Origin of the sequence: Sphingobacterium sp. PCS056 (genome assembly GCF_023273895.1) — a bacterium.
GTDB lineage: Bacteria > Bacteroidota > Bacteroidia > Sphingobacteriales > Sphingobacteriaceae > Sphingobacterium.
Genome location: NZ_CP096883.1, coordinates 387,807 through 409,769, shown reverse-complemented (window position 1 = coordinate 409,769; position 21,963 = coordinate 387,807). Strand labels below are relative to the sequence as shown.

Genomic DNA, 21,963 nt, shown 5'->3' with positions numbered 1-21,963 from the left:
AAATGTTTGTGTTGTAAAAGTATTATTTTTTAAGTGAATGGTCAAGTTCTGGAGCATAAATTTAGCTTAAATTGACTTTTATTATATACTAATTGGCGGATATGGAGTTAAAAGGTCTTGATTTATTCAAAGGGTTTGTTCGTAAAAAATATTTAACTTTGTCATATGATGTTACAAGCCAAAAGTATTTTCAAATCATATGGTCCTTTGCCTATTTTAAAAGGTGTGGATATCGAAGTTGCAAAAGGTGAAATCGTGAGTATTGTTGGCGCCTCTGGGGCTGGAAAAAGTACGCTTCTTCACATTATCGGGACTTTGGATTTGGCTGATAAAGGTGAATTGTATATTAATGGGACTAATATTAGTGGTTTGAGCGCAAAAAAACTCAGTGCATTTCGCAATGAACACATCGGTTTTGTGTTTCAGTTTCATCATTTACTACCTGAATTTACGGCATTAGAGAATGTATGTATACCTGCTTTTATCAAAGGTGTAGGACGTAAAGAGGCAGAGATTCGTGCCATGGAGATATTGGATTTGCTTGGTGTAGCACATCGTGCCAGCCATAAACCTACACATATGTCCGGAGGAGAACAACAGCGGGTGTCGGTTGCGCGTGCGCTGATTAATAATCCATTTATTATCCTTGCTGATGAACCTTCTGGTAATTTGGATTCGGAGAATGCTACGGCACTACATCAATTGTTTTTTGATCTTAGAGATAAATTTCAACAAACTTTTGTTATCGTTACTCATAATGAGGAGTTGGCTCGTATCTCTGATCGCACCATTCATATGCGCGACGGGAATGTGATTGCATTATAATATATGTTGAACATCATGAATACTGTTGGCATACTTTTACGTGGTATCTCGTGTTTATGATAGCTTCAACGTTTTTAAAATCGAGTGAAACGGGCTCAATAATATCTACATAGCTAACACTCATTAATTAAATAATTATTCTGATGAAGAAAAGAATACTGATAACCTTTGGTACTAGAGGGTTAGGACAGCGTATTGCTAAGCTATTAGAGCATGAATTTGATGTTTTTTTTGCGAGTTCGGAAGAAATTCCATCGCTGTTATTAAATTCTGGAAAATATTTTAAAATTCCAGCTGGGCTAATGCCGACATATGCGCATGAAGTACTAAAAATAAGTTTAGACCAACATATTGATTACGTTTTGCCTTTGGGGAGTTATGAATTTGAACCTTTATCTGAGGCTAAAGTTTTATTTGAAGAATATGATATTAAAGTAATTGTACCCTCGCATGATGTATTGCAAGACTACTTTGTAATTGAGAATCCGAGCAAAGAATTGGCTTTGGTTTTATTAATTGCTGGTAAATCTTTACTTAATGATTTTGAAACGGTTGATTCATCCATGGACGGTTTGTTTATAATTTCTGACTCGGGCGATGATTTCGCTCTGTGTGCTGTGGCAAAAGATTAATTTTTATGTTAAAATATCAGGACTTTCCTTCAGATAAAAAAGTTTTTATTTTTGAATTGGATGACGTTATTTATCCAAAGCGAGATTATGTATTACAGGTGTATTATCTCTTTGCTAACTTTTTGGAGTTTACGGAGACTTTTCCGCCTCAAGCTGATTTGGTTTCTTTCTTTAAAGATCATTTGGAGCATCAGGGTGAAGAGCTAATTTTTGAGCATGCGGCAGATAATTTTCATTTTGATCTGAAGTATAAAGAGCATTTTGAGCGACTATTTGTCAACGCGGTACTACCAGTTAAATTATTGATGAAGGATGGTATCATAGAATTGTTGAACGCTATTGTTACTGATGGTAAACAGATTTGTATTTTGACAAAAGGTAATCCGTTAATGCAATTGAATAAAATAAAGCATATTGAATGGGGTGCATTGGCTTCTAAATTAAGGGTATATTTTGTCGATGAGTTGCAGTTTCGTAATCTGGAACCCTTGGATTTTATCGCTGAAGAACTTCAAATAGCTAAAAGTGAATTTGTACATATTGATCGGTAGTTTTTCGATTTAGCTATTGATAGTCAATTGTTTATAATTTGCATTTAAATCTGTCTTTTCTTAAATAAAACTCTTATTCTAAAAATATGCTAAAAAATGTTATATTTATCGGAATGTAAATTTAGTGAGATTCGACTATGAGTATGCAAGGGGATAAACCAACCACAATCAAAGAAATAGCTAAGAAGCTAAAAATTTCGCCATCTACTGTATCTCGAGCATTGAATGATCATCCAAGTATTGGGTTAGTGACGACCATGCGTGTGAAAAAAGTGGCTGAGGAATTGAATTACGAGCCAAATCAAACGGCTATATTTTTTAAGCAACGAAAAACGTTTACGATCGGTGTTTTATTACCAAGCCTTTCTGAACCATTCTTTTCTTCTGCAATTAGTGAAATTGAAAATGTGTCTAATGATCGTAAGTATACCGTAATCATGGGCCAATCATTGGATGATGCTGAAAGGGAAGAAAGGATATTGAAAACATTTAAGAGTCATCGTGTTGACGGGGTTTTGATGTCAGTAGGAAAGAATACAACAAACTTAGAGTTTCTAGAGAAATTAGAAAACTCTGGAACTCCTATTGTATTTTTTGACTGCGTTCCTGATATTCCTAAAATCAATAAAGTGGAGAGTGATCTTGCAACTGGTATGAATGAGGCAATTGATGCTTTTGTTGCTCGAGGTCATGTTAAAATAGCACTTATCAATGGCCCCCAATTGCTTCCTGCAAGTGAAGAGCGCAAAAATTCTTTCTTGTCTGCATTAAAGCGTAATGGTTTGGATTATGATGAAAAATATATTGTAAATACAGATCTGACTACTGAAGGGAATGAGGCAGCTATGGAAAAACTGTATGCTCTACCGGAAAGGCCAACTGCTGTTGTTTCTTTCAATGATTTTGTGACCTTGGATGTTATGAAGGCAGCTCGAAACAGGGGACTGGTTTTAAATCATGATATTCATTTTATTAGCTATGCTAATTATCCTTTATGGAAATATATGGAAAATCCTCCAATGGGTTGTATCGAACAATTTCCAGGAAATCAAGCCAAAAAGGCTGCAGAGATTTTATTTGAGAAAATAAATAATGCAGGCTTGGCTCCACAACAGATTGTTTTCAAATCAAGATTGATTATGTAATCCTTCTTTTTTAATATAAAATAGAAAGAGCTTATCACATGATAAGCTCTTTCTATTTTATATTAATCGTGTTGATGTTATAAATGAATCACTTCATCATAAGCATCAGCACAAGCTTCCATGATCGCTTCACTCATTGTAGGGTGAGGATGGATCGCTTTAATCATTTCATGACCAGTTGTTTCTAATTTTCTTGCTACCACAATTTCGGCAATCATTTCAGTAACATTTGCACCAATCATATGGGCTCCTAAGAATTCACCGTATTTTGCATCAAATATAACTTTTACAAAACCATCTTTCGCTCCAGAAGCTGACGCTTTGCCAGAGGCTGAGAAAGGGAATTTACCAACTTTAATATCGTAACCAGCTTCTTTTGCTGCTTTCTCTGTATAGCCTACAGAGGCAATTTCAGGAGAACAGTAAGTACATCCTGGGATGTTGTTATAATCGATTGGTTCTACATGAAGACCTTTGATCGCTTCTATACATAAAATTCCTTCTGCTGATGCTACGTGCGCCAACGCTTGTCCTTTTACAATATCACCGATAGCATAGACACCATCAATGTTTGTTTTATAATAATCGTCAACCACAACGCGACCACGATCTGTATTTACTCCAACTTCTTCAAGACCTAAATTTTCAATATTTGGCATGATACCTACTGCTGATAGGACTACTTCAGCTTCGATCACTTCCATACCTTTTGCAGACTTGATATTTACTTTGCTTAAAGTACCTGATGTATCAACAGACTGTACTTCGGATGAAGTTAAAATGTTAATGCCTTGTTTCTTTAAGCTTTTTTCTAATTGCTTTGATATTTCTTCATCTTCAACTGGAACAATTCTGTCCATGAATTCTACAACTGTTACTTTCGTGCCAATGGCATTATAGAAATATGCAAATTCGATTCCGATAGCTCCAGAGCCAACGATAACAAGAGATTTTGGTTGTTTTGGAAGAACTAGTGCTTGTCTATATCCGATAATTTTTTTACCATCCTGAGGCAGGTTAGGTAATTCACGTGAACGTGCTCCAGTCGCTAAAATCGTGTGTTTGGCTGTGTATTCTTTTGATGAACCATCTGCAGCTTTTACATCGATTTTACCACCTTTTTTGATCTTTGCAGTACCATTGATGACGTCAATTTTATTCTTCTTCATTAAGAATTGAATACCTTTGCTCATTCCATCAGCTACGCCACGACTTCTTTTAATAATTGCATCAAAGTCAGGCTCACCGCCTTGTACATTGATACCATATTCAGCAGCATGATTTAAATATTCAAAAACTTGTGCACTTTTTAATAGAGCTTTAGTTGGTATACAGCCCCAATTTAGACAAATACCTCCTAAAGATTCGCGCTCGATGATAGCAGTTTTGAAACCTAATTGTGAGGCTCTAATGGCAGCAACATATCCACCAGGACCACTACCAATTACAATGATGTCGTAATTCATAAAATAATTATTGTGTAGTTGAATGCTCAATCTATTTTGAATTTCAAGATATTCAAAATAGCAAAGCTTGTTTCAAAAGTACGCATTTTTTCTGAATGTTATAAATTACATCGACATTAAATTGGCAGATTCTAATAAACAAATGCGATAAAAATTTTAATTATGTCAAAGGAGGGTCAAACCATTAATTATAAAATATTCATCTCATTAAATAATTCTATTTTTGAGATTAGACATTTTTAAATCAAGTTTTTATGCTCCGTATTTTTAGACAAATTGCACTTTGGGAAGCGATTTCAACTATTTGTTTGTTTTTTTTGGCTATGCCACTGAAATACTTTTTTGAAACTCCTGAAGCGGTAAAGATCGCTGGTTCAATTCATGGATTTTTTGTGGTTATTTTTGTCATTATGTTGATTATGTGTACCGTGGAGTATAAATGGAATTGGAGACGTCCATTGGTTTATTTATTAGCTTCCCTGATCCCCATAGTAGGTTTTTGGGTGGAGCTGGATGTAAAAAAGATAATAACAGGTCAAAAGAAATAAATCATAAAAAAAGGATGATTTAACTGTCATCCTTTTTTATTTTATCAATACCTACGTAAGCATAAGTAATTTCTGTCCGTCCGTGTGGGGTCGGTACTCCCTCCTTATTGAGATTGACGAATACTAATTTGTCAATGGAGAGTATCGTTTTTCGTGTAATTTTATTTCGGACCTCACAACGCATAGTGATCGATGTTGTTCCAAAATTAATTGCTTCTATTCCTAGTTCTATGATATCACCTTGTTGTGCGGAGCTTACAAAATTGATTTCAGAGATGTATTTTGTGACTACATATGAATTTGAAAGTTGTACGATAGCATAAATAACAGCTTCTTCGTCGATCCATCTCAGCAGTGTTCCTCCAAATAGCGAACCATTAGGATTTAAATCTTCTGGTTTTACCCATTTTCTTGTATAGAAGTTCATGTGTTTTTTTAAGCGATGTAAGAACTTAAAAAAGAGGAAAATGTTAATTTCCCCCTTTTATATTTTTTAAGCGTGAATTGCTCTATTTGCGGTTGCCGCTAAAGCAGCTTCTTTTATTGCTTCAGTGTAGGTCGGATGTGCGTGGCATATGCGGCCTATATCTTCTGCTGATGCACGGTATTCCATAGCGACTACTGCTTCTGCTATCATGTCTGCAGCTCTTGGACCAATCATATGTACTCCAATAACTTCATCAGTTTCGGCATCGGCTAATATTTTTACAAAACCATCTGTATCCATTGAAGCTTTGGCACGACCAGAAGCTTTAAATGAGAATGAACCAGTTTTGTATTTAACACCCGCTTCCTTTAATTGCTCTTCAGTTTTACCAACTGAGGCAACTTCAGGCCAAGTGTAAACAACACCAGGGATTAAATTATAGTCGATATGTGGTTTTTGACCTACAATGCGTTCTGCTACGAAGATACCTTCGTCTTCTGCTTTGTGTGCAAGCATAGCACCTTTTACAACATCTCCAATTGCATAAACACCTGGAACAATTGTTTCTAAATGATCATTTACAGTAATTTTTTTACCTCTTTCTTCAACCGTAATACCTATGTTTTCTAAACCTAGGTTTTCAGTATATGCTGTACGTCCAACGGCTACAATACAATAATCACCTTCTAAAGAAATGATTTCTCCTTTTGGATTCTCAGCTGTAACGGTAACTGCTTTACCTTTTGCAGTAGCACCTGTTACTTTGTGACCAGTATAGAATTCCATTCCTACAGATTTTTTCAAAACACGTTGTAATTCTTTGCCTAAGCCACCATCCATTGTACCGATGATCGACTTTGCAAATTCCACAACGGAAACTTTAGAACCTAGACGAGCGTAAACAGAACCTAATTCAAGCCCAATTACACCACCTCCAATAACGATTAAGTGCTTAGGGATCTCTGTCAAATTTAACGCTTCTGTAGAAGTAATAATTCTCTTTTTATCTACTGGTAAGAATGGTAAAGAGGTCGGTTTTGAACCTGTTGCAATAATTACATTTTTACCTGTGATTTGCTCGGAAGTACCGTCTTCTTTTGTGATTTTAATGGTATTTTTATCTACAAATGAACCAATTCCTTGAAAGCTTTCAACTTTGTTCTTTTTAAAAAGATATGTAATACCTGCGGTATTTTGGTTGATAACATCATCTTTGCGAGCAATCATTTTTTTCATATCAACCTTTAAATTACTTAAGCTGATACCATGTGCTTCGAAGGAATGTGCAGCATTGTGGTAATGTTCTGATGAATCTAACAAAGCTTTTGAAGGGATACAGCCTACATTTAAACAAGTTCCTCCAAAAGTGCTATACTTCTCAATGACAGCAGTTTTTAACCCTAATTGTGCACAACGGATTGCTGCTACATATCCGCCTGGTCCACTTCCAATTACTATTACGTCGTATTGCATCGATTACGTTTTAAATGTTTCAGCAAATTTAGTTATAATTAACTTTATAGGAAACCTATTTTTGTTAAAATCATGTATAAATTTGAAATAAAGACCTGTTGTTAATTTCATTAAAAATGTAACGTCATAAAAAAGGCACCCCTTGTTTTAGGAATGCCTTTAAAGTCATATTTCTTATTGATTATTCTGCAACAATTTTTCCTTGCATTACACCATAGTGTCCAGGGAAGCTACAGATGAAATCATAATTTCCTTTTTCCAATGTAAAAGTAATTTTGTCTGTTTCACCAGGTCCTAATAATTTTGTGTGTGCAATTACAGAGGAAAGAGCCGATTTTGGTACATATTCATCCGCTTTTGCTCCAGCAGCTTCACCACCAAATGTAGCTAGATCAGTTCCTGGTTTTAAGATAACGACATTATGCCCCATCGATTCTTTAGGCATTGATCCTACATTTTTAAATGTTAATTCTACAGGTTCTCCTGCTTTAACGCGGAATAAATTTTTGTCAAATTTCATCGCATCATTTCCTTCTAATGCTAGTGTGTTAGAAAGTTCAACATTTTCAATTCCAGGGATCGTTTCTGCTACTGTGGCATCTGCAGGCGTTTGCTCAGTTGTTGCACTGTTTTCTTTTGTTGTTGAATTGCCTCCGCAAGAAGCAAAAGATATTGCTAAAGCAATGGCTGGTAAAACAAATAATTTTTTCATTATGTTATTATATTTTTTACTAAAAATAGGCAAAATATTGCTTTTAATTGTTTCTTTTGCGTAATAATTTTTCAATCATGGCATGTAGATGGTTTGGATCAAATGGTTTTCCGATCACTTTGTTTGCTCCTGCCTCAAGCGCTTCTTGTTGTTCTGCTTCTAATACGGATGCTGAAATTGATATAATGAGAATATTAGCGATATCAGGATTACTATGCTCTCGTATCCTTCTAATCGTTTCAAAACCACTCATAATAGGCATATGAGAATCCATGAAAATAATATCGAATGTTTTCTCTTCCACTTTTTCTAATGCTATTTTTCCATTACTTGCCGTTTCAATCTGACAATTCCAAGTTCTTAGAATATTGGCTAACATGAAACTGTTTAGTTCATTATCTTCAGCAACTAAAATTTTTAAATTGTCAAAACTGCTTAATTCTGAATATAATATCTTTTCGGGTTTCGTTTTTTTGACCGCTGTTGTTCGATCGAACCAACATTCAAAAGTAAATGTGCTACCTTTTCCATATTCGCTCGAAGCTATGACTTTTCCTCCAAGTAATGTAGCGAGCTTTTTTACAATGGCTAATCCTAGTCCTGTTCCACCAAATTTTTTGGTTATACCGTCTTCTCCCTGTTCAAAGGCAAAAAATATTTTTTCCAATGATTGCTCTGGTATCCCTATACCTGTATCAATGACGATAAACTGTAGATATAATTTGGATGTATTGCTATCAATAAGATTAATGCATAGATCAATACGACCATGGGCAGTGAACTTGAAACTGTTTGATATAAAATTCGTAAGAATTTGTTTAAGTCTCAGAGGATCCGCTAAGAAGAAACTATCGATTTTATCATCTATTTTGATAGAGAAATTTAATCCTTTATGTATTGCTTTGTGTACAAATAGATTTTTTAAATCGTCTGTAATATCATGTACGGAGGTCGGTTCGAGTTCGAGTTTCATCATACCCGAATCAAATTTTGACAGATCTAAAATATCATTAACGATATTAAGTAAATTCAGTGACGCACTGTTTAATTTGTTGACCCAATCTTGTTGTTCTATAGATAGGGGGGAGTTTTTGAGCATTTGTGCGATACCCATTACCCCATTGATAGGAGTGCGTATTTCGTGGCTCATATTGGCTAGAAATGTTTCTTTAGATTTTCGAGCTAATTCAGCTTCTTCTTTTGCCCGTATTAATTCTTCTTTAGACTTTTCTAAGGCATTATTTTTTTCTTTGATTTCATTTTGAGTCTGTACCTGCTGCACGAAAGATTTTACCTTAGCAATTGTTATTTCTGGGCTTAGTGGTTTATATAAATAATCTACAGCACCACTATTTAATCCTTGAATGAGGTACTTTTCCTCTTTAGAGATAGCTGTGACCATAATCGCAATAATGTGACTGGTCTTAGGGTTATGTTTTATGAGGGATACAAATTCAAAACCGTTGATTTCAGGCATCTGTACATCTACCAAAGCAATGTCAATATTTTGCTTATAACATAAGCGAAGAGCTTCATTAGGATCCTGGCTACTTATAATATTGATATTTTCAATATCATTTAAAAGCGCTGTTAAACTAATGATATTTTCGATTTTATCATCAACTATTAATAAGTTTATGTTTTTCATTTATTAATCAATTTAATTGATGAATGTACTTGACAATTTCTTCAGTCGTATAAATATGATGCTGGGCATTTATGTCTATTGCTGCTTGAGGCATTGTTGCAACTTCTGCAGAATCGGGATGCTGTACGATACCTATTCCCCCATTATTTTTAATCGCTAATAATCCTTTTGCTCCATCTTGATTTGCTCCAGAAAAGAGGATTGCAATACAGTTTTCTTGATAAACTTCAGAAGCCGATTCCATGGTAACATCTATGGAAGGTCTTGAGAATTGAACTGGTTCAGAATTGTCCAATGCGAGTTTGAAATCTGGTTCTATTAATAAATGATAGCCTGGAGGAGCAAAGTAAACTTTTCCCCCTTCAATTGTTTCTTTGTCCTCTGCGGATTTAATTTGTATGGCAAATGTATTTTTTAAAACATACTCAAAATTAGATTCAAATTTTGGATTTCGATGGACAATTACAACTATTGGGATTGGGAAATTTTTAGGAATTGATTTTAATAAGTTTAAGATCACCCCAAAACCTCCTGCAGACCCCCCCAATAGCAATATTTTATTTCCCTTTTTCATCAGGTTGAATTGTTTTTATCAGCGATGTGACCATTATGAATATTTTATTCATGATGTTTTCATTACGCTATTTTTTGATAAATATTGTTTTTTTTATCAATTAATTTAAATAGATGCGCACGTTTATAGTTAATCAATGATTCCTTTGAGCCCAAACATAGAAATCCTAATTTGCAAAGTGAGTCATAAAATAGATCAAATACTTTTTCTTGCAATTGGATATCAAAATATATTAAAACGTTGCGGCAAGTAATGACTTGAAACTCATTGAAAACACCATCTGTAATCAGATTATGAATTGAAAATAAGAGGTGTTTCTTTACATCATTTTGAATGGTTGCTGCGTCATACATGGCCGTATAATATTCTGATAATGAATGCTCAGCTTTTGTTTTAATAAAGTTTTCTGAATATTCTTTTAACTTCGTTAAACTATAAATGCCTTGTTTGGCTTTCTCTATAACGAGATGGTTAATATCAGTGCCATATATGAAGGAACGGCTTAGTAAATTGCATTCTTTTAATAAAATAGCTAATGAGTAAACTTCTTCTCCCGTTGAACATCCTGCACTCCAAATTTTTATGTGAGGATAAGTCTCCAGGTACGGAAAGAGCTTCGTTTTTACAGCAATATAAAATTCTGGATCTCGGAACATCTCTGTGACGTTAACAGTCATTTCAGGTATAAAGTAATTCAGGAAACCTTCTTGATTTATTAAATTTGATTTTAAACCGACAAGATCCAATTTATTAAGATCCATAATTCTAGTTATTCGTCTTTTTAAAGATGCTTTTGAATATCCAGATATATCCAAACCATGAAAATTTTTAATGATTTCTATTATTTCGTCTAATTCGGTATAGTTTAGCATATTTAATTTATTTAACTAACCCAAACACGGATTAATGAAATTAATTTATCAATATCTATTGGCTTACTGACATAGTCATTAGCCCCAGCCTCGATTGCTTTTTCTTTATCACCTTTCATCGCTTTGGCTGTAATAGCAATAATTGGTAAATCAATATATTTTCTATTTTTACGAATTTGTTCAATAGCTTCGTAACCATCCATTACAGGCATCATAATGTCCATAAGGACCAGATCAATCGCATTATCTTCATTAAGGATATCTAATGCTTCTTGTCCATTGTTGGCAATTTCTACTTGAATATTATAGCTTTCAAATGCACTAGTCAATGCAAAAATATTTCTCATATCATCGTCTGCCAATAAAATAGTTTTATTTTCTAAAGTTTTTTCAAGCTTAAAATCTTTTATTTTATTTGTAATACGGCCCTTATCTTCTGGTTCCTGATTTATTTTATTTAAGAATAAGCGAACTTCATCGATGAGTCGATCATTGGATTTGGCTGATTTAAGAACCATAGCTTGTGAATGTTTCAAAATTCTGGCTGTTTGTTCAGAAGTCAATTCCATCGCGGTATTGATTATAATTGGTGTTTCTCTGTACGTTTCATCTGATTTTATTTCATCCAGTAATTCAACACCTGATTTATCTGGTAAGTTTAGATCTAAAATAATGCAGTCATATTTATTCGCTTTATTTGCTAATAATTCAAGAGCTTTGTTGGCGTCGTAAGCTTGATCAACTATTATTTTTTCTTCTTTAAGTCCATGTTTTATAAAGTCACTTTGGATGTGTTGATCTTCAATTAATAACACTTTTTTTACTGAGTTTTCAAGCATTGCTTGAATTTTTTTAAACGTTTTTTCTAATGTTTCTTCAGATACTGGCTTAGCCATAAAGCCAATTGCTCCGGCGATAATAGGTTCATTTGCCAAATATGTACCAGCAGACATCATATGTACTGGAATGGCAGATGTATTTGGATTGGCCTTTAAAGATTTAAGTACATTCCACCCATCTATTTTGGGTAGCATAATATCTAAAATGATCGCTTTTGGTTTTAGAAAAAATGCTTTTTCTAGCCCTTCTTCACCATCATGTGCTAATATGACCTCATAATGGTGCGCTTCGGCATAGTCTTTTAGTATATCGGCGAATATGAGATCATCTTCAATAATGAGTAATGTATTTGAATTTTCATCACTATGAATTGTAGATTCATTTTTACTAATTATTGGGGAAGTGGAAGTTTTTATTATTTCCCGCGGTTCTTCAATCACAATTTCTTTCATTTTTGCGATAGTTGTCGATTCATTTAACGGCAACGTAAATGTGAAAGAACTACCTGCTCCAACTTTACTTGTTAAAGAAATTTTTCCTCCTAATAATTTTGCTGTTTCTCTACAAATTGACAAACCTAATCCCGTACCACCATATTTGCGGCTTGTAGAACCATCTTCTTGTTTAAACGCTTCGAAAATTAATTTTTGTTTGTCTGCAGCGATACCAATACCTGTATCTGTCACTTTGAAAGACAGGCCGCCATCACCATCCAAGTCGATTTCCATGATTACATCTCCGTTTGCATGCGTAAATTTGAACGCATTAGAAAGTAGGTTTTTCAAAATTTGTTGTATTCGATATTCATCTGAGAAAAAGTGAATAGGGACATTGGAAGATGTTTTTATTTTAAAATTTATCTTTTTATCTTCTGCTGTATTTTTAAAAAAAACTTCAATATAATCGATTAGATCTTTCGTGTCGATATTTTCTTGAGATAACTCAACTTTACCAGACTCAATTTTTGCTAAATCAAGGAGGTCATTGATGAGATGCAAAAGATCTGTTCCTGCATTGTGAATCACATTGGAATATTTAATCTGTTCGGTTGTCAGATTTTCTTGTTTATTATCTTGTAATAATTTGGCCAAAATTAAGATACTATTTAGCGGAGTACGGAGCTCGTGGCTCATGTTGGCCATAAATTCAGACTTGTAATTGGAAGCTAATTCTACTTCGCGAATTTTTAGAGCGATTTTGTCTTTAGCTTTCTCCAATTCATTATTTTGTTCTTGGAGTAATTTCGCTTTTTCATCCAATTCATTATTTGTTTGTACTAACTCTTCTTGTTGTACTCTTAGTTCCTCTTCTGAAGCTTCAAGTAAGTTGGTTTTGTAACCAAGTTCCTCATTTGTTGTTCTTAATTCCTCTTGCTGTGCTTCGAGCTCTTCCGTTTGTTGTTGTAATTCTTCATACAGCTCTGCCATTTTTGTATGTGCTTGTGCAACTGTTAAACTGATCGCAAGTATTTTGCTTACACTATTTAGATATTCGATCAGTTGTTCTTCCTTTTTGCTTTCCATTTGACAGATTAACTCGATGATGCCGATGGATTCATTTTCATATACAATAGGAATAAGATATAAGTGTGCTTCAAATTTATTGATCAAAGAAGAAGCAACGTGATATTTATCCGCATTGACATCACGAATTATCTGAAGTTTTTTGTCTTTCATGACATCACTCAATATGCCATCACCTTCTAAGATTATATTTTTTATGTTAGTCTCTGCCGGAATACCCTTTTTTGCTAAAAGATAGAAATTAGTGCTATTTTCTTTTTTTACATATACTGTACCGGCTAATGCATTAGTCGTTTTACAAATATTATTTAAACCAATAGTGGCAATCTCTTTTTCATTAAAATCACCTCTTAAATCTTCGTCTAATATATTAATGTTGTTTAAAATGGCATTATTCTGTTCGACTTCCGTTGAAAGTTTTAATAATGCAGCATTTGATTCTTTTTGATCTACAATGCTCTTTTTTAATGTCTTAAAGACATTAAGTACAACAATGAAAATATAGACCATAATAGCAAGACCAACGAATATTAAAAAGTAAGTGATAAACATGGTCTTTTCTAATTGATCTGTTGACTTTTGTATTAATTCTTTTCTTTTATCAATGAGTTCTTTAGAAATTATAGATATTTGATTTTGAATATCTGATCGCTTATTGTTAATATTTAAGACATGATACTTGTTCTTTTTACTGAGTTCAATATCACGGTCGAAATCATAAAATTCTAGCAGTGAGTTTTTTAGGTTATTTAATTTGTTGCTGTCAAAAATAAAATATGTATCTTTTTTGCTTAAGTTTTTTATAACTTCTAAGGGTAGGTTGATTTCATTGACATAGGGCATAAGTGCACTTTCTTTTTCTTCAGTATGGTATTCAAGTTTTGCATGATTAACTTTCGCAATACTGTTTTTGACTTTATCGATCAGATCAAATTTGGCTTCAGCATTCTGAATAACATCTCGTTCGTAAGTTGAGTGTTTTTCCAATTGAACAAAAAGAAAAAGTGATGCGGATAGTATGATGAGAAATGAAAATATAATTCCAATGATAAGTTGTTGCTGAAAACGTAGCTTTTTCATTCTGGTATAGCGATTAATATGTTGAAAATGCATTAAATAGATCTCTAATTGATATTAGAGATGAGGTAATTATTATTTGTTTTTTTTACTTGCTATTTTGCAAGTATTCTTTTTTTGAATACTTATATATGCTTAATATTTAGCGGTTTTTAGAAAATCTTTATTGAAATCTCACAAATTAAAATGATTATATATGATCAGTAAAAGTAGTAAAAAAAATGAGTAAGTAATCGTAGATTTTATTGTTAATTTTTCCAGTATATATGAATGCTTGCTGTATTATAACTTATTACTTTTTGATTATTTATCTTCACTTTTCGATCTACTATAGTATATTTTTGATCATTATTTAATATCTTTAAGAAAATTACTATTTAATTAATCTAATCAAATGGATCCAAATTTTTCTTTTGCTTTAATGATTGTAGGCTGTGTCGTGGCCTTATTTCTTTTGCTTTATTTATTACCTGTCAATCTTTGGTTTACGGCTCAACTTTCTAATGTAAAAATAAGTTTATTGAATTTGGTCTTGATGAGGTTGCGTAAGGTACCACCATCTTTGGTGACAAATGCAATGATCACTTCAACAAAAGCGGGTTTAAATATTACATCAAATGAAATTGAAACTCACTATTTGGCTGGTGGAAATGTTAATAAAGTGATTAAAGCTTTAATCTCAGCAGATAAAGCTAATATTCCTTTAAACTTTAAACTTGCTACAGCGATTGATTTGGCTGGTCGAGATGTTTTTGACGCTGTTCAATTATCGGTTAATCCGCAAGTAATTAATACACCTCCAGTAGCTGCTGTTGCAAAAGACGGAATCCAATTAATAGCAAAAGCAAGGGTTACGGTTCGGGCAAATATTAATCAATTGGTTGGAGGTGCAGGTGAAGAAACGATTTTAGCTCGCGTTGGTGAAGGGATTGTCACAACAATCGGATCTTCGGAAAGCCACAAACAGGTTCTCGAAAACCCAGATCGTATCTCAAAAACTGTTCTATCAAAAGGACTAGATAGTGGGACAGCTTTTGAAATATTATCTATCGATATTGCAGACATTGATATCGGTGAAAACGTAGGTGCTAAATTACAAACCGATCAAGCTGAAGCTGATTTAAAAGTTGCTAATGCAAGAGCTGAAGAGCGCAGGGCTATGGCTGTTGCAAACGAACAAGAGATGCGTGCTAAGGCGCAAGAAGCAAGAGCGAAAGTTATTGAGGCCGAAGCACAGTTGCCATTAGCGATGGCCGAAGCTTTTAGAAATGGAAATTTAGGCGTGATGGACTATTATAAGATGCAGAATATTCAGGCAGATACAGATATGCGGACTTCTATTTCCAAACCAGGTCATGATACGAGAGGTCATCAGAAGGATTAAAATCTGATGTAACAGTTTTTTTATACGATTTAACAACCGATTGCAGTTACAATGCAATCGGTTGTTTTTTTTCTGAGCGTTTTTCACAGTTCTATTTTCTTATTCCTATCAGTATATTTAATGCTATAATTAATTGTTATAGACATGAAATCAATGAAAAAGTTATTAACTCTATTTCTCTTTTTAAATTTAGCATTTGTATATGGGCAGACGACTGATATAAAAAAAGAGAGTTTTGTACCCATAGGTGGTAATAGTTGGGAATACCCAAAAAACAACCATAAAGAATCGATCTTGAAAACTGGAAATATTGAGAATTGGAAAGATAAAAACCGTTCGGTCAAAACATTTGTTCGTTTTGGCAAGACAGGTCAAGTACATGTTGCTATTCAAGTATCTGCAGCAAATGAGGGTGGTGAATTTATTTTTACATTAGGAGACAAAAGTGCCAGGTTAAATATCAAACCAAATCAAAAAGGATCAATATCTATTGCTGATTTTACAATTGCAGATACGGGTTACTATGCGATGGAATTAAAAGCAACCTCGGATGCTTCGTTGTATCCAACTGTAGCAGGGTATGTTTTGACTGGGACTGCTTCAGAAGGTCATATGAATTTTGTGCGAAATAATGAAGACAACTTTTTTTATTGGGGAAGACGTGGTCCATCTACGCATATGGGATATCAACAGCCAAAAGATAAACAAATTGAATATTATTATAATGAAGTAACTGTTCCTAAAGGAAATGATATTGAGGGTTCATATTTTATGTCTAATGGATTTAATGTAGGTTATTTTGGCATGCAAGTCAATAGTAGCACCGAACGTCGTATTTTATTTTCTGTGTGGAGTCCTTTCACAACAGATGATCCTAAACAAATACCTGACGATCATAAAATCATACTGAAGACCAAAGGAAACAGCGTTCATACTGGTGAATTTGGAAACGAAGGGTCTGGTGGGCAAAGTTATTTGAAATTTAATTGGATAGCTGGAAATACCTATAAATTTTTGTTGCGAGGCAGACCTGTCGAGAATAACTATACTGCATATACGGCATGGTTTTATGCTCCAGAAGTAGGAAAGTGGCAAATTATCGCCGAATTTGAACGTCCGCAAACGAGTCAATATTTAACGGGATTTCATTCATTCCTCGAAAACTTTAGTCCTGAACAAGGCATTTATCAAAGAGAAGTACACTTTTCTAATCAATGGGTAGCTGATAATCAAGGAAATTGGTACCCTTGCACGGAAGGTCGATTTACTGTTGATAACACAGGACGAAAGGGGTATCGGATGGATTACTCTGGAGGTGTCAATGAAAAAGGATTTTATTTGAAAAATTTTGGTTTTTTTAATAATTATGTACCTGCTGATAGTAAGTTCACTAGAAAAGTTACTGGTGAGAAACCAAAGATTGATATTAAATCGCTACCACTTAAATAAGAAATTAGAATACTAATTGATAGCTGTTAACAACTGTTTGCAGCTATTTTTTTTTGATTGCTAGTTGTTTAAAAAACAAAACCCTGATGATGGGCATCAGGGTTTGTTACTAACCAATTATAAACCTAAATTATGAAAAGACATTTTAAATAAACCACCATCTTTAAGGGTGATTTGATACTACAAAATTAATGATAAACATTTGATTTAATGTTATATGAATGTCATTTGAACTATTTATTAATGACATGCTACATTACTTTTTTGTAATAGATAACCTTAATTATCTTCTACAAAGATACACCTAAATAGCTGTTTCTACCAAATGTTTTTGAAAGAAAGTTGTTAGCGCAACAACTGTTATGACATTAAAATGATTTTTTGTCTAATTGTGATAATTACTTGTCTTTTATTAAGAAAAATTTAAGATTGATCTATAGCATTTCAAATTATATATTACTTATTTTTGAAAAAAAAGAACTATGATTTTTGATAATCTAAAAAGGGTGAAAGCTTTTGTATTGGATGTGGATGGGGTATTGACGGACGGTCGTGTACTTGTTAACGAAGCTGGAGATCAGATGCGTACTTTTAATATTAAGGATGGTTATATCATGCAACTAGCCGTTAAACGAGATTATCCAATCATCATTATTACAGGTGGCAATTCTACAGGAGTTGTGAAAAGGCTTGCGGGGCTTGGGATTAAAGAAATTCATTCAGGAATTGTTAATAAAATTGAAAAGTTGAAAGAAATTTTGATTTGTTACGACTTGACTTTTGGTGACATTCTGTATATGGGCGATGATATGCCAGATCTTGAATGCATGCAACTTGCAGGTTTAGCAGCTTGTCCAGCTGATGCTGTGGAAGAGATCAAAGCTATTTGCCACTATATTTCTCCAAAAATTGGTGGAGACGGAGCCGTTCGCGATGTAATTGAAAAGGTAATGAAAATACAAGGAAAATGGCAGATTGACAGCACTGTCAAAAGTAATTAGGTATGATCGATTTAAAACAAAAAAATATAATATTGGGTTCTCAATCTCCGAGAAGAAGTCAACTATTAAAGGAATTAGGTTTGAACTTTGAGGTAATAGTTCGCGAAACGGATGAAGTCGTCGACTCTAAATTAAACGCTCGAGATGTAGTTTGTGCAATTGCACAAAAGAAGGCAGAAGCTTTTGGAAATGATTTTATTGATGCATATGTTATTACAGCAGATACGATTGTTGTTACTTCAGCACAGGATATATTGGGGAAACCAAAAAATAGAGATGAAGCGTTTCAAGTATTGAAAATAATGTCCGGAGATATTCATGAAGTGATTACTGCCGTCTGCATTTTGAATAAGGGTAAAATAACTACTTTTTCGGAATCAACTGAAGTCGAATTTTATCCATTAAGTGATGAAGAAATTATGTATTACATCGATAGGTATGAACCTTATGACAAAGCGGGTTCTTATGGTATACAAGAATGGATAGGACGTATAGGGATTAAAAGTATAAAAGGAGAATATACGAATGTAGTGGGGTTGCCGACAGCTCGGCTTTATCAGGAATTAAAAAAACTAAAATAAAAAAAGGAACGTTAGTTCCCTTTTTTATTTTAGTTGATATGAAATCTTACACCGGTATAGAACATTCTTCCCGTTAGTGGTCCCCATAATAGAGACGTGTCAAAGTAAGAACCAAATGGATCATCAGCCCCTAAAATTGGATTATGTTGGAAATAATTTGTTAGGTTTTCACCGCCGACATAAATTGTGAAATTTTTATTTTTTCCAAAATCTTTACTTACCTGTGCGTTCATCGTCACATAAGCATTTGATTTTGTTGCTACCTGATATTCAACTGGGTTTTGTGTTGTGGAAGGTATTCTTTTGTCTCCTACAATATTTAGGGTATAGTCAAAGCTCCATCCTGATGAAGGTAATGTATAAGCTAGATTAGTAAAACCTCTGTGTTTAGCCAATAGCGGTTTACTTTTTCTGCCACTTTCAAAGTCAGTTTGGACATCGAGTAAACGATATGCGAGTCTTGTTTCTAACCGAGGTAAAGGATTGAAGCGTAATTCTGCCTGAAGGCTATTTGAATATGATTTACCTGTTAAGTTATAAAAAGATATTTCTCTAGGGTTTTCATAGTCGACCACAACCTGATTTTCAAAACTATTTCTAAATAGCTCAACTGATGCAGTTGCTTCTCTGTTGAACAATCTGAAACTTTGATCAATTGTAAAGCCAGTATTCCAAGAAACTTCAGGATCTAATCCGTAGGCATTTTTAAAATTGTCTGGAGATTTTATAATTAATGTACGGCTACTTGCTAGTGCAGACATATTTTCTGCAATAATGTTAGCCGTTCTTTGCCCTCTACCAGCACTTAAGCGCATTGTATTGCCTGTAAAAGGTGCATAACGTAAATTTAAGCGAGGTGTAGTAAACCAACCATATAGTGAGTTATAATCTTGTCTTAAACCGACTACGGCATCAAACTTTTCATTCGGACTAAAAGTATATTCTACAAAAGCACCTGAGACAGTTTCTTTTCTTTTGAAATTTTGAACATCCAAATATAGCTCATCATAGTTATCATAATTAACCGAAGCCCCTACTCGGTATTTGTGTGCTACAGTTCCGAGTACATCTTGAAAAATTAGATTGGCATATCCATTCTGCTGTTCACCATTATAATTCTTCAAACCAAAATAGCTTTTTTGATTGTAGTTTGAACCTGCTAGTTGTAGACCTATACTTCGGTGTCTGTTTTCTGGAAATACATATCCGATTTTAGCAAAACCTTCGATTCTTTCAATATCAAAACCTAAACCATATCTGTTAGTTGTTCCTTTATCTGTTTTTTTGTTAAAATCTGTTTGACCACCTGTACGGTCATCATTTAAATATTTTATTCCAAACTGTGCCATGAAGCCTTTTCCGTTTTCATAGTTCCAACGATTTACACCCGAAAAGAGGTTTCCAACAGGGATATCACGAAAACCGTTATCACTGAAGTTCATGGTTTTATTATACATGAAATTATCATGTAATAGAACAGAGGTAGACCAGTTGTTGTTAATTTTTTGAGCCAAATTTAAGTTTACATCTGTTCTTCCCATGTTGTTAGCATAGGCATTGAAGTAAAGTCTGTCCGAATTTTGAGGTTTTTTAATTTCAACATTAATCTGTCCAGCCATGTTTTCATATCCATTTGCAACGGAACCAATACCTTTTGCAATTTGAATAGATTCGATCCAGCTTCCAGATATCGAGTTTAGACCTAGTGGAGCTGCTAACCCCCTAGGGCCTGGTAAGTTTTCTACAGTAAGCTGTGTATATATACCGCTTAATCCTAGCATTTGAATCTGTTTAGAACCTGTTACAGCATCATTACTTACGACATCAACAGAAGCATTTGTTTCGAAACTTTCACTTAAATCACAACATGCTGCTTTAAATAGTTCTTTAGTTGTTAATACCTCTACTCGCGCAGGATTCATTCGATTGATGAAGTTTGATCTTCTGCTTCCTGTTACGACCACCTCAGATAAGACATTGCTTTTTGCATTTATCATCAATACTTCATGCAAGTCTTTTATCGTAATCGTATCTGATTGCATACCTGCAAAACTCACAACGATCTTCTTAAAATTTCCATGATGCTGTAATTTGAAAACACCATTTTCATTTGTTCTTGCATTTTTGCTTTTATCTTCTAACCAATGGATATTAACACCTGTGATTGGATTGAGGTCTCCTTTTTCATTTTCTTCAACAACTACGCCCGTTAGAATGTGGTTGTGGTCATGATGATCATCTTTCTTTGCTTTTACAGCCGTAATTTTACCGTTTTCCATTCTCGGATATAAACAACATTCATGTAATTGTTCATATACTTGATCATCGGCACGTACATTGTCTACATCGTGTCCAACGGCAGCAATGCCTTTTTTTATTTCTTCTAAAGGTGCTTTTTGATGATTATGTTTTACTACCAGCTCTTTTGTGTTTACATCCCAGATTGCTGATGTAACACCATTAATAGTTGCCGCAGTTTCGATTCTTTTTTTACATAGAGCACAGTTTCCTGCTACATGCATAGTGGTTGTGCTATCAACAGAAACGGTTGTTGTAGCACTACTATTGTTTGTGGTAGCACTAACTGTTAATGGCGAAGCTTGAACTTTTTCTAATCTAGGATATAAGCAGCATTCATGCAATTCGGCATATGCTTGATCGTTTCCTCGTACATTCTCAACATCATGTCCGACAGCCGCAATGCTTTTTTTAATCGTTTCTAATGTTGATTTTTTAGCACTATAAGTTAATGCCAGCTTCTGGGTATCTTCACTCCATACGGCGTTCGACACCCCCGGAAGATTGGCTGCTTTTTCAATACGTTTTTTACACATACCGCAGTTTCCAGCGACATGTAATGTTACCGTACTGTCTTGTTTAGCAATATTAGATGTAGCTTTCAGCGAAGTATTTGCAAGAAAAATAAATAAAGGTATAAGTGCGTATTTTAATAATTGTTTCATGATTTTTTTAAAATTTTGAAATAGTAGTATACTTCAGCTTTTATAGCTAAAGTGTGACCTTGGTTGTCTTTAAAGACCTATTAAAAAATTTAAAAATCAGATTCTGAAGTTACAGTTTATCAAATAAGGAGAGATATCAGATGCTGACATCGGTTTATTTGACGCGAAAACACATTTGGAATTGGCAATGTTTTCGAAGTAGTTTTGATTTATAATAATCCAGTTTAATACTAGAATAGCAGGACTGATAACTGGATAAACCTTTGCACTAT

Annotated in this window: 18 protein-coding genes; 9 read left to right on the top strand and 9 right to left on the bottom strand. The window is 33.9% G+C overall.

The window, feature by feature from the left end; all coding sequences use genetic code 11:
• The first annotated feature begins 168 nt into the window (after positions 1-168).
• From MUB18_RS01660 to MUB18_RS01645, 4 genes are all read left to right on the top strand, one after another.
• The gene (locus MUB18_RS01660; protein ID WP_248755916.1) at positions 169-825 is read left to right on the top strand and encodes an ABC transporter ATP-binding protein; all 657 of its coding nucleotides are present in this window, start codon (positions 169-171) and stop codon (positions 823-825) included.
• Positions 826-968: 143 nt separating this feature from the next.
• Entirely contained in the window at positions 969-1,457 is a 489-nt protein-coding gene (locus tag MUB18_RS01655; RefSeq protein WP_248754799.1) for a hypothetical protein, read from the top strand.
• Positions 1,458-1,462: 5 nt separating this feature from the next.
• A complete protein-coding gene (locus MUB18_RS01650) occupies positions 1,463-2,008 on the top strand; it encodes an HAD family hydrolase (protein ID WP_248754798.1) in 546 nt (181 codons plus the stop codon).
• Positions 2,009-2,145: 137 nt separating this feature from the next.
• Positions 2,146-3,153: a LacI family DNA-binding transcriptional regulator gene (locus MUB18_RS01645; protein WP_248754797.1), complete on the top strand. Its 1,008-nt coding sequence runs from the start codon at positions 2,146-2,148 to the stop codon at positions 3,151-3,153.
• Positions 3,154-3,230: 77 nt separating this feature from the next.
• On the opposite strand, the gene lpdA (MUB18_RS01640) is transcribed toward MUB18_RS01645, so the two are convergent.
• The gene (lpdA, locus tag MUB18_RS01640; RefSeq protein ID WP_045753586.1) at positions 3,231-4,619 is read right to left on the bottom strand and encodes a dihydrolipoyl dehydrogenase; all 1,389 of its coding nucleotides are present in this window, start codon (positions 4,617-4,619) and stop codon (positions 3,231-3,233) included.
• Between the two features lie 254 nt (positions 4,620-4,873).
• On the opposite strand from lpdA (MUB18_RS01640), the gene MUB18_RS01635 reads away from it, so the two are divergent.
• Positions 4,874-5,167, top strand: coding sequence for a DUF3817 domain-containing protein (locus MUB18_RS01635; protein WP_045753587.1), 294 nt, complete (start codon positions 4,874-4,876; stop codon positions 5,165-5,167).
• A gap of 19 nt (positions 5,168-5,186) precedes the next feature.
• Here the strand turns inward: MUB18_RS01635 and MUB18_RS01630 are convergent, their stop codons facing one another.
• From MUB18_RS01630 to MUB18_RS01600, 7 genes are all read right to left on the bottom strand, one after another.
• Positions 5,187-5,594: an acyl-CoA thioesterase gene (locus MUB18_RS01630; protein ID WP_045753588.1), complete on the bottom strand. Its 408-nt coding sequence runs from the start codon at positions 5,592-5,594 to the stop codon at positions 5,187-5,189.
• A gap of 66 nt (positions 5,595-5,660) precedes the next feature.
• The gene (lpdA, locus tag MUB18_RS01625; RefSeq protein ID WP_248754796.1) at positions 5,661-7,067 is read right to left on the bottom strand and encodes a dihydrolipoyl dehydrogenase; all 1,407 of its coding nucleotides are present in this window, start codon (positions 7,065-7,067) and stop codon (positions 5,661-5,663) included.
• A gap of 181 nt (positions 7,068-7,248) precedes the next feature.
• Positions 7,249-7,779: a plastocyanin/azurin family copper-binding protein gene (locus MUB18_RS01620; RefSeq protein ID WP_045755417.1), complete on the bottom strand. Its 531-nt coding sequence runs from the start codon at positions 7,777-7,779 to the stop codon at positions 7,249-7,251.
• Positions 7,780-7,822: 43 nt separating this feature from the next.
• Positions 7,823-9,427, bottom strand: coding sequence for a response regulator (locus tag MUB18_RS01615; protein ID WP_094771778.1), 1,605 nt, complete (start codon positions 9,425-9,427; stop codon positions 7,823-7,825).
• A 7-nt stretch (positions 9,428-9,434) separates the two neighbouring features.
• The gene (locus tag MUB18_RS01610; RefSeq protein WP_248754795.1) at positions 9,435-10,001 is read right to left on the bottom strand and encodes a chemotaxis protein CheB; all 567 of its coding nucleotides are present in this window, start codon (positions 9,999-10,001) and stop codon (positions 9,435-9,437) included.
• Positions 10,002-10,063: 62 nt separating this feature from the next.
• Complete coding sequence (locus tag MUB18_RS01605) at positions 10,064-10,873, bottom strand: CheR family methyltransferase (RefSeq protein WP_248754794.1); 810 nt, start codon at positions 10,871-10,873, stop codon at positions 10,064-10,066.
• Between the two features lie 11 nt (positions 10,874-10,884).
• Positions 10,885-14,316, bottom strand: a complete 3,432-nt coding sequence (locus MUB18_RS01600; protein ID WP_248754793.1) for a response regulator — start codon at positions 14,314-14,316, stop codon at positions 10,885-10,887.
• 391 nt (positions 14,317-14,707) lie between these two features.
• Here MUB18_RS01600 and floA point away from each other — a divergent pair, with 391 nt between their 5' ends.
• The 4 genes from floA (at position 14,708) to MUB18_RS01580 (ending at position 18,728) form a co-directional block, all read left to right on the top strand.
• A complete protein-coding gene (gene floA, locus MUB18_RS01595; protein ID WP_045753594.1) occupies positions 14,708-15,697 on the top strand; it encodes a flotillin-like protein FloA in 990 nt (329 codons plus the stop codon).
• Between the two features lie 153 nt (positions 15,698-15,850).
• On the top strand, positions 15,851-17,146 hold the full coding sequence (locus MUB18_RS01590; protein WP_248754792.1) for a DUF3472 domain-containing protein: 1,296 nt from the start codon (positions 15,851-15,853) through the stop codon (positions 17,144-17,146).
• A gap of 482 nt (positions 17,147-17,628) precedes the next feature.
• The gene (locus tag MUB18_RS01585) at positions 17,629-18,147 is read left to right on the top strand and encodes a KdsC family phosphatase (RefSeq protein WP_248754791.1); all 519 of its coding nucleotides are present in this window, start codon (positions 17,629-17,631) and stop codon (positions 18,145-18,147) included.
• A 2-nt stretch (positions 18,148-18,149) separates the two neighbouring features.
• The gene (locus MUB18_RS01580; RefSeq protein ID WP_248754790.1) at positions 18,150-18,728 is read left to right on the top strand and encodes a Maf family protein; all 579 of its coding nucleotides are present in this window, start codon (positions 18,150-18,152) and stop codon (positions 18,726-18,728) included.
• A 29-nt stretch (positions 18,729-18,757) separates the two neighbouring features.
• Here MUB18_RS01580 and MUB18_RS01575 read toward each other — a convergent pair whose 3' ends face one another.
• On the bottom strand, positions 18,758-21,691 hold the full coding sequence (locus MUB18_RS01575) for a TonB-dependent receptor domain-containing protein (protein WP_248754789.1): 2,934 nt from the start codon (positions 21,689-21,691) through the stop codon (positions 18,758-18,760).
• Between the last annotated feature and the right edge of the window lie 272 nt (positions 21,692-21,963).

What these genes read in the sequence shown, in the direction of transcription:
- MUB18_RS01660 (WP_248755916.1), top strand. Translation starts at nt 169, where the DNA reads ATGTTACAAGCCAAAAGTATTTTCAAATCATATGGTCCTTTGCCTATT.
- MUB18_RS01655 (WP_248754799.1), top strand. Translation starts at nt 969, where the DNA reads ATGAAGAAAAGAATACTGATAACCTTTGGTACTAGAGGGTTAGGACAG.
- MUB18_RS01650 (WP_248754798.1), top strand. Translation starts at nt 1,463, where the DNA reads ATGTTAAAATATCAGGACTTTCCTTCAGATAAAAAAGTTTTTATTTTT.
- MUB18_RS01645 (WP_248754797.1), top strand. Translation starts at nt 2,146, where the DNA reads ATGAGTATGCAAGGGGATAAACCAACCACAATCAAAGAAATAGCTAAG.
- lpdA (WP_045753586.1), bottom strand. Translation starts at nt 4,619, where the DNA reads ATGAATTACGACATCATTGTAATTGGTAGTGGTCCTGGTGGATATGTT.
- MUB18_RS01635 (WP_045753587.1), top strand. Translation starts at nt 4,874, where the DNA reads ATGCTCCGTATTTTTAGACAAATTGCACTTTGGGAAGCGATTTCAACT.
- MUB18_RS01630 (WP_045753588.1), bottom strand. Translation starts at nt 5,594, where the DNA reads ATGAACTTCTATACAAGAAAATGGGTAAAACCAGAAGATTTAAATCCT.
- lpdA (WP_248754796.1), bottom strand. Translation starts at nt 7,067, where the DNA reads ATGCAATACGACGTAATAGTAATTGGAAGTGGACCAGGCGGATATGTA.
- MUB18_RS01620 (WP_045755417.1), bottom strand. Translation starts at nt 7,779, where the DNA reads ATGAAAAAATTATTTGTTTTACCAGCCATTGCTTTAGCAATATCTTTT.
- MUB18_RS01615 (WP_094771778.1), bottom strand. Translation starts at nt 9,427, where the DNA reads ATGAAAAACATAAACTTATTAATAGTTGATGATAAAATCGAAAATATC.
- MUB18_RS01610 (WP_248754795.1), bottom strand. Translation starts at nt 10,001, where the DNA reads ATGAAAAAGGGAAATAAAATATTGCTATTGGGGGGGTCTGCAGGAGGT.
- MUB18_RS01605 (WP_248754794.1), bottom strand. Translation starts at nt 10,873, where the DNA reads ATGCTAAACTATACCGAATTAGACGAAATAATAGAAATCATTAAAAAT.
- MUB18_RS01600 (WP_248754793.1), bottom strand. Translation starts at nt 14,316, where the DNA reads ATGAAAAAGCTACGTTTTCAGCAACAACTTATCATTGGAATTATATTT.
- floA (WP_045753594.1), top strand. Translation starts at nt 14,708, where the DNA reads ATGGATCCAAATTTTTCTTTTGCTTTAATGATTGTAGGCTGTGTCGTG.
- MUB18_RS01590 (WP_248754792.1), top strand. Translation starts at nt 15,851, where the DNA reads ATGAAAAAGTTATTAACTCTATTTCTCTTTTTAAATTTAGCATTTGTA.
- MUB18_RS01585 (WP_248754791.1), top strand. Translation starts at nt 17,629, where the DNA reads ATGATTTTTGATAATCTAAAAAGGGTGAAAGCTTTTGTATTGGATGTG.
- MUB18_RS01580 (WP_248754790.1), top strand. Translation starts at nt 18,150, where the DNA reads ATGATCGATTTAAAACAAAAAAATATAATATTGGGTTCTCAATCTCCG.
- MUB18_RS01575 (WP_248754789.1), bottom strand. Translation starts at nt 21,691, where the DNA reads ATGAAACAATTATTAAAATACGCACTTATACCTTTATTTATTTTTCTT.